The sequence below is a fragment of the Burkholderia sp. Ac-20392 genome (genome assembly GCF_017104585.1).
Taxonomy (GTDB): domain Bacteria; phylum Pseudomonadota; class Gammaproteobacteria; order Burkholderiales; family Burkholderiaceae; genus Burkholderia; species Burkholderia lata.
Map to the genome: position 1 here is coordinate 1 of NZ_JAAGPB010000408.1, position 7,720 is coordinate 7,720.

Below are 7,720 nucleotides of genomic sequence, written 5' to 3' on the forward strand. Positions count from 1 at the left end.
TTTCGCGGAGCGCGCGGCCTTCATCACCCCTGCGCGCGCCGCCACGCTCAGGCCGCCCGCGTTTCCAGCACTTCCACCGCCGGCAGCTTCTTCCCCTCGAGGAACTCGAGGAAGGCGCCGCCGCCCGTCGAGATGTAGCTGACCTGATCATGGATGCCGTACTTGGCGATGGCCGCGAGCGTGTCGCCGCCGCCCGCGATCGAGAACGCGGACGATTTGGCGATCGCTTCCGCGAGCGTCTTGGTGCCGTTGCCGAACTGGTCGAACTCGAACACGCCGACCGGGCCGTTCCACACGATCGTGCCGGCCTTCTCGAGCTGGCTCGCGAGCGCCTTGGCGGTATCGGGGCCGATGTCGAGGATCATGTCGTCCGCTTCGATGTCGGCGACCTGCTTCACCGTGGCCACGGCCGTCGGCGAGAATTCCTTGGCCGTCACGACGTCGGTCGGGATCGGCACCGATGCGCCGCGCTCGCGCGCTTCGTCGATGATCGCCTTCGCCTCGTTGACGAGGTCGGCTTCCGCGAGCGACTTGCCGATCGACAGGCCGGCCGCGAGCATGAACGTGTTCGCGATGCCGCCGCCGACGATCAGCTGGTCGACCTTGCCGGCCAGCGACTTCAGGATCGTGAGCTTGGTCGACACCTTCGAGCCGGCGACGATCGCCACCAGCGGGCGGGCCGGGTTGCCGAGCGCCTTGCCGAGCGCATCGAGTTCGGCGGCCAGCAGCGGGCCCGCGCACGCGACCGGCGCGTACTTCGCGATCCCGTGCGTGGTCGCTTCCGCGCGGTGCGCGGTGCCGAATGCGTCGTTCACGTACACGTCGCAGAGCTTCGCCATCTTCTGCGCGAGCTCGTCCGAATTCTTCTTCTCGCCCTTGTTCACGCGGCAGTTCTCGAGCAGCACGACCTGGCCCGGCGCGACGTTCACGCCGTTCTCGACCCAGTTCGACACGAGCGGCACGTCACGGCCGAGCAGCTCGGCGAGGCGCTTCGCGACCGGCGCGAGCGAATCTTCCGGCTTGAATTCGCCTTCGGTCGGGCGACCGAGGTGCGACGTGACCATCACGGCCGCGCCGGCGTCGAGCGCGGCCTGGATGGCCGGCACGGACGCGCGCACGCGCGTGTCTTCGGTGATGTTGCCCTGGTCGTCCTGCGGGACGTTCAGGTCGGCTCGGATGAATACCCGCTTGCCGGCGAGCTGGCCGGCGGCGATCAGGTCGGTAAGACGCTTGACTTGGCTCATGTTGAACAAATTGAAGTAGTGGATGGGGAAAGGGGGTTCACGCTGGACGTGCGCGGGCTGCCGCGAAAGGGCGCCGGATGCGGCCGTGGCTGGCGGTTCGCATGACGCGCACGGGTAAAAAATCTCGAACGGGCATTCTAGCCGATCCACCCGGCAGACTGACCCGCGGGCGGCGAATTCCGCCTATTTGGGATCGCGCGCGGGAACGGACACATTGCCGCAACGCAGCAATGCACCCGCGCGAGCGGCTGGCGCCCAGCGGGCCTGAACGGCGGCTCATCAGAAGATCAGGCGCAGCGCGGTGAACACGAGCATCCCGACGACGATCGTGCCGAGCATGCTGCGCCGCCACAAGAACCAGCCGAGGCCGGCGAGCGCCGCGTAGAACGGATGGTTGGACAGCGCGAACGACAGCCCGGCCGGCGTTTCGAGCACGTCGGGCAGCACGACGGCGACCAGTGCCGCCGCCGGCGCGTAGCGCATGGCGCGCTGCGCGCGCTCGGGCAGCACGGTGCGTTCGCCGCCGATCAGGAACAGCGCGCGCGTGACGGCCGTGACGATCGTCATCCCGATGATGACGATCCAGATTTCCGTCGCGCTCATTCGATTTCCTTTTCGTGCACGGTTTCGGTGCGGATGCGCCGCCAGTCGGCCCGCTCGACGAAGAAATCGGCCGTGCAGCCGGCCGCGAGCGCGGCGAGCACCGCGAGCGGCAGCGCGAGCCGGTACGGCAGGTCGAACGCGATCAGCGACACGACGCCGGCGACCGCGACGGCCGCGAGCGTCGAGCGGTTCGCGACCGCCGACACCATGATCGGGATCAGCGCGAGCGTGCCGGCCAGCTCCAGCCCCCAGCTCGCCGGGAAGAAGCTCGCGAGCAGGATGCCGGCGAGCGACGACACCTGCCACGACAGCCAGCTCGCGAGCGCCATCCCCCAGAAATACGCCTCCTTGCCGGGCACGTGGCCGTAGGCGAAGCCCTGTTTCTGGAACAGCAGGTAGATCACGTCGCCGTTGAAATAGCCGATCGCGAGGCGCCGCCACAGCGGCAGGTAGGAAAAATGGGGAGCAAGCCCGGCGCTGAAGATCACGAAGCGCGTGTTGACCATCGCGGCCGTGAGCAGGATGGTCCAGATCGGCAGCTTCGCCGCGAGGAGCGGCAGCACCGCGAGTTGCGACGAGCCCGCGTAGACCAGCAGCGACATCGCGCTCGCCTGCCCGAGGGTCATCACCGATTTGCTCATCGCGATGCCGGTGACGAGCCCCCACGAGAAAATCGCCATCAGCGTCGGGGAATAGTCGCGCGCGCCCTGGATCAGCGCGAAGCGGTCGGTGGCGGACAATCGAGCGAGCATGGGAAGCGGGCCGCAGCGGGCGGTTCGCCGGGGCGCCGGCGCCTCCTGCCGGTACGACCCGTCGTTATTGGAATCGGTACCGGTCGATTATAGCGCCGGCCCCGCGCCGACCGACCGGATCGCCTTCAAATGACGCTAAAATAAGCGTCTTTCCGGCTCAACGCTGCATACAACCGCATCCCAGGAGAAATCTATGTCAATGGCCGACCGCGACGGCAAGATCTGGATGGACGGCAAGCTGATCGACTGGCGCGACGCCAAGATCCACGTCCTGACCCACACGCTGCACTACGGCATGGGCGTCTTCGAGGGCGTGCGCGCGTACAAGTCGGCCGACGGCAGCACCGCGATCTTCCGCCTGTACGAGCACACGAAACGTCTGCTGAATTCGGCGAAGATCTTCCAGATGGACGTGCCGTTCGACCGGGAAACGCTCGAAGCCGCGCAGCTCGAAGTCGTGCGCGAGAACAAGCTCGAGTCGTGCTACCTGCGCCCGATCATCTGGGTCGGCTCGGAAAAGCTCGGCGTGGCCGCGAAGGGCAACACGATCCACGTCGCGATCGCCGCATGGCCATGGGGCGCGTACCTCGGCGAGGAAGGCCTCGCGAAGGGCATCCGCGTGAAGACGTCGTCGTTCACGCGCCACCACGTGAACGTGTCGATGGTGCGCGCGAAGGCATCCGGCTGGTACGTGAACTCGATCCTCGCGAACCAGGAAGCGACGGCCGACGGCTACGACGAAGCGCTGCTGCTCGACGTCGACGGCTACGTGTCGGAAGGCTCCGGCGAGAATTTCTTCCTGGTGAACAACGGCAAGCTGTACACGCCCGACCTGTCGTCGTGCCTCGACGGCATCACGCGCGACACCGTCATCACGCTCGCGAAGGACGCCGGCATCGAGGTGATCGAGAAGCGCATCACGCGCGACGAGGTCTACACGGCCGACGAAGCGTTCTTCACCGGCACGGCCGCTGAAGTCACGCCGATCCGCGAGCTCGACAACCGCACGATCGGCAGCGGCGCACGCGGCCCCGTCACGGAAAAGCTCCAGTCGGCGTTTTTCGATATCGTGTCGGGCAAGAACGCGAAGTACGCGAACTGGCTGACGAAGGTCTGAGCGCGCCGCGCCACCGACCGCCCCACAAAAGAGTGATAAGAGAAAGTCTCATGAGTGAAATCAAGGAAATGCCGCTGGTCGAGCTGACGGCCAAGGATCTCCCCGCGTACTGCCCGAACCCGGCCATGGCGCGCTGGAGCGCCCACCCGCGCGTCTTCATCGACGTCTCGCACGGCGAGGCACGCTGCCCGTACTGCGGCACGCGCTACAAGCTGCGTGACGGCGAGGTCGTCAAGGGCCACTGAGCCCCGGCGGCCGGGCCTGCAGGCTGATGCAGGCCCGCCCCTCGCCAAGGCGGCGCAGCCGGATTGCCGGCGCGCCGCCCTTCTCCATTCTGGCAACCCGAACGCGGCGCCTGGGCGCCGTGCTTCATTACGACATCGGAAGTCGACCTGATGCGTCGAGCGCTGGTTATCGCACCGAACTGGATCGGTGACGCATTGATGGCGCAGCCGCTTTTTGCGCTGCTGAAGAAAAACCATCCCCGCATCGCGATCGATGCCGTCGCGCCCTCGTGGGTCGCGCCCGTGCTCGAACGGATGCCCGAGATCCACGATGTCTACGCGACCGATCTCGCGCACGGCAAGCTGCAGCTGCTGCGTCGCTGGCAACTCGCGAGCGACCTGCGCGACGTCGGCTACGACGCGGCATACGTGCTGCCGAATTCGCTGAAATCCGCGGTGATCCCGTGGCTCGCGAACATCCCGCTGCGGGTCGGCTACACGGGAGAGCACCGCTACGGGCTGCTCAACGTGCGGCACGCGAACCCCGACAAGTCGGGCGAGCGGCCGCCGATGACGACCCACTACGCGGCGCTCGCGTACGCGCCGGGCGCGAAGCTGCCCGAGTCGATGAAGACGCTGCCCGCGCCGCGCCTCGACGCCGATCTCAACGAGACGGCGCGCGTGTCCGCACGTTTCAATCTCGATACGCGCAAGCCGCTCGTCGTGTTCTGCCCCGGTGCGGAGTACGGCCCGGCCAAGCGCTGGCCGCCCGAGCACTTCGCGTCGCTCGCCACCATCGTCCATCAGTCGTTCCCGTACACGCAGATCGTCGCGCTCGGCTCGCAGAAGGACGCGGCGGCGGCGCAGGCGATCGCCGACCACGCGCCGAACGTGCGCAACCTGTGCGGGCAGACGTCGCTGTCGGAGGCGTGCGCGCTGATCGCGCGCGCGAACGCGGTGGTCACCAACGATTCGGGGCTGATGCACGTTGCCGCCGCGCTACGCCGGCCGCTCGTCGCGCTGTACGGATCGACCGATCCGCGCCACACCCCTCCGCTGTCGGACCTGGCGAAGGTACAATGGCTTCATCTCGAATGCAGTCCCTGCTTCGAACGCGAGTGCCCGCTCGGCCACCTGAAGTGCCTGCGCGAACTCGGTCCCGAGCAGGTATTCGGCGATTTGCGCGGCATGCTCGTCGGGCAGCGCTGACCCTGGCCGGCAGCGTCGCACGGCGCGCCGGGCAATCCGATTCACCGGTGTACGGCGGCTCCATCCGGGCCGCCGTGCTGAATACGGCGCGCGACGCGCGCGAGAGATAACCCCGATGCCACGTTTTGCCCGCCTCTTCGAAGCCGCCGCCGATACGCTGAACGCCTACTACCAGGCCGTCGCCGATGCCAATCTCGACGCGCTGCTGGGATTGTGGATCGACGAGGATTTCGCCAGCTGCGTATGGGCGGACGGCGAGCATCTGCACGGCCTCGACCAGATCCGCAGCGGGCTCGCCAACCGGCTCGCCACGCGCCCCGTGACGATCGAGCCGCTCGACATCCGCGTGTACGACAGCCTCGGCACGGTCGTCTATACGATCGCCGAAGCGCATCAGCAGGCCGACCTGACGGCCGAACCCGACATGGTTTTCGCGACGTACGTGATGATTCACGAACGTGGCGAGTGGCGCATCGCGCATATTCACGCGAGCCCGATTCCTGAACAAGCGGCCGGACAATTCGCCGCGAAGATCCGTCACGGGCAGGGTCCGCTGCACTGACGAAAAAGCAACGCATACGCGGGGCGATCATGAGTACGGCTTCTCCGCCCACCTCGCCGCTGACCGGGGCTCCGGCCCCCGACGACGACATTCTGCGCTATCGCGCACCACGCTGGCTGCCCAACAGCCATGCGCAAACCATCGTGCCCGCGCTGTTCGCGCGGCGTCCCGTCGTCGCTTACCGACGAGAGCGATGGGAAACCCCCGATCACGACTTCATCGATCTCGACTGGGTCGCGCATCTCGACAGCGCGGCGCCGCGGCCCGATGCGCCGCTGTTCGTGCTGTTCCACGGCCTCGAAGGCAGCTCCGGCTCGCACTACGCGCTCGCGATGATGGCCGCCGCGCGCGCGAAGGGCTGGCACGCCGTCGTGCCGCACTTCCGCAGTTGCAGCGGCGAGATCAACCGCCAGCCGCGCTTCTACCATCTCGCCGACAGCGCCGAAGTCGACTGGATCCTGCGCCGCCTTGCCGCGCAGCATCGCGGGCCGCTCGTCGCGGCCGGCGTGTCGCTCGGCGGCAATGTGCTGCTGCGCTGGCTCGGCGAGCATCGCAGCGACACGTCGATCCTGCGGGCGGCCGCCGCGATTTCGACGCCGATCGACGTGCACGCCGGCGGGCGCGCGCTGTCGCAAGGCTTTGCGATGGTCTACACGCGCAGCTTCCTGAAGACGCTCAAGCGCAAGGCGCTCGCGAAGCTCGACCAGTACCCGGGGCTGTTCGACCGTGAAGCCATGCTGCAGGCCGTGACGATGCGCGACTTCGACGAGGTCGTGACCGCACCGCTGCACGGTTTCGCGGATGCGGACGACTACTGGACCCAAGCGACGACACGGCCGCTGCTGCCCGCGATCGACGTGCCGACGCTGATCCTCAACGCCCGCAACGACCCGTTCCTGCCAGAGTCCGCTCTGCCGGGCCCGGCCGACGTATCGCCGGCCGTCGAGCTCGACCAGCCCGCGTCCGGCGGACACGCGGGATTCATGACCGGGCCGTTCCCCGGCCGCCTCGACTGGCTGTCGGCGCGGGTGTTCGGCTATTGCTCCAAATTCGTCGACCATGGATGACATCGTCAGGCAGGCCCTCGCCAAATGGCCGAACGTACCTCACTGTACCGGCTGGCTGCTGCTCGACCGGCGCGGCGAATGGCGACTGCGCGACGACGCCGCGCAAGCAGCCGGCGAGCTCGGCTCGCCGATCCGGCATGCGGCGCTGAACGCGTTCATCGGCCGCAACTACGAATGCGACGCGCAGGGCCAGTGGTTCTTCCAGAACGGGCCGCAGCGCGTGTACGTCGAGCTCGCCTATACGCCGTGGATCGTCCGGCTCGCCGAACGCGACGGACAGCTCACGCTCACCGACCAGACCGGCACGCCGTTCGAACCGGACGAAGCGTGGCTCGACGACGCGGGTGGCGTGCTGTTGCGCGCAGCCGGCACGCCGCCGCGCATCGCGGCGCTGCACGACCACGACCTCGGGCTGTTCGCCGATCACGCGGATTTCGATGCCGCGCCGCCCGTGCTGCGCTGGCGCGACGGCCACACGCTGCCGCTCGGCAGCATCGTCTGCGCGGACGTGCCTGCGCGGTTCGGCTACGTCGCAAGCCCGGCGCAACAGGCCCGCGACACGGCTGACAGCGGCAACTGACCCACAGCGGCCTCGGCCGCGCTTGCCGCGCACCGGCCGCTACCCGCGGCCGTTCTTCTCGTCTTCGCGCTCTTCCTTGTAGCGCGCTTCGAATTCCAGCAGCCGCGCGCCGATCATCGACTGCTCGTAGAACGACACGTCCTTCGCATCGCGCGCCTCCTTCAGCTGGCGAATCGCCGACGGCCACGCGCCGTCGAGCGCGAGCTTCTCCGCGAGCGCGCGGCGCCGCGCCAGCAGGTCACCCTTGCCGTCGCTCGCCTTCGCGAGATAGTCCCACCAGTCCGGCTGTTCGGGATCGGCCTTCGCCTGTGCGCGTGCCTGCGCCTGCGCTTCACTGAAACGGCGCGCCGCGATCAGCGCCT

General features: G+C 68.0%; 9 protein-coding genes and 1 pseudogene. 6 read left to right on the forward strand and 4 right to left on the reverse strand.

What is annotated here, in order from left to right; translation table 11 throughout:
* Positions 1-47: 47 nt before the first annotated feature.
* From G3N99_RS30410 to G3N99_RS30420, 3 genes are all read right to left on the reverse strand, one after another.
* The gene (locus G3N99_RS30410) at positions 48-1,244 is read right to left on the reverse strand and encodes a phosphoglycerate kinase (RefSeq protein WP_011353068.1); all 1,197 of its coding nucleotides are present in this window, start codon (positions 1,242-1,244) and stop codon (positions 48-50) included.
* A 279-nt stretch (positions 1,245-1,523) separates the two neighbouring features.
* Positions 1,524-1,847, reverse strand: a complete 324-nt coding sequence (locus tag G3N99_RS30415) for an AzlD domain-containing protein (RefSeq protein ID WP_174940363.1) — start codon at positions 1,845-1,847, stop codon at positions 1,524-1,526.
* On the reverse strand, positions 1,844-2,599 hold the full coding sequence (locus G3N99_RS30420; RefSeq protein WP_011353070.1) for an AzlC family ABC transporter permease: 756 nt from the start codon (positions 2,597-2,599) through the stop codon (positions 1,844-1,846). The genes G3N99_RS30415 and G3N99_RS30420 overlap by 4 nt, the downstream gene beginning before the upstream one ends.
* 193 nt (positions 2,600-2,792) lie before the next feature.
* On the opposite strand from G3N99_RS30420, the gene G3N99_RS30425 reads away from it, so the two are divergent.
* The 6 genes from G3N99_RS30425 to G3N99_RS30450 all read left to right on the forward strand — a co-directional run bounded on the left by G3N99_RS30425 (position 2,793) and on the right by G3N99_RS30450 (position 7,358).
* Positions 2,793-3,716 (forward strand): branched-chain amino acid transaminase, encoded by a 924-nt coding sequence (locus G3N99_RS30425; protein WP_083265912.1) that lies wholly within the window; start codon positions 2,793-2,795, stop codon positions 3,714-3,716.
* Positions 3,717-3,766: 50 nt separating this feature from the next.
* Entirely contained in the window at positions 3,767-3,961 is a 195-nt protein-coding gene (locus tag G3N99_RS30430; protein WP_006749970.1) for a zinc-finger domain-containing protein, read from the forward strand.
* A 150-nt stretch (positions 3,962-4,111) separates the two neighbouring features.
* A complete protein-coding gene (gene waaF / locus G3N99_RS30435; protein ID WP_041492938.1) occupies positions 4,112-5,149 on the forward strand; it encodes a lipopolysaccharide heptosyltransferase II in 1,038 nt (345 codons plus the stop codon).
* A 115-nt stretch (positions 5,150-5,264) separates the two neighbouring features.
* Positions 5,265-5,711, forward strand: a complete 447-nt coding sequence (locus tag G3N99_RS30440) for a nuclear transport factor 2 family protein (RefSeq protein ID WP_006749968.1) — start codon at positions 5,265-5,267, stop codon at positions 5,709-5,711.
* Positions 5,712-5,740: 29 nt separating this feature from the next.
* Entirely contained in the window at positions 5,741-6,778 is a 1,038-nt protein-coding gene (locus G3N99_RS30445) for a hydrolase (protein WP_174940359.1), read from the forward strand.
* Positions 6,771-7,358 (forward strand): DUF2946 family protein, encoded by a 588-nt coding sequence (locus tag G3N99_RS30450; protein ID WP_206124221.1) that lies wholly within the window; start codon positions 6,771-6,773, stop codon positions 7,356-7,358. Before G3N99_RS30445 ends, G3N99_RS30450 begins: the two co-directional genes overlap by 8 nt.
* A gap of 39 nt (positions 7,359-7,397) precedes the next feature.
* Here the strand turns inward: G3N99_RS30450 and G3N99_RS30455 are convergent.
* A pseudogene (locus tag G3N99_RS30455) lies at positions 7,398-7,720 on the reverse strand (M48 family peptidase); the annotation flags it as partial.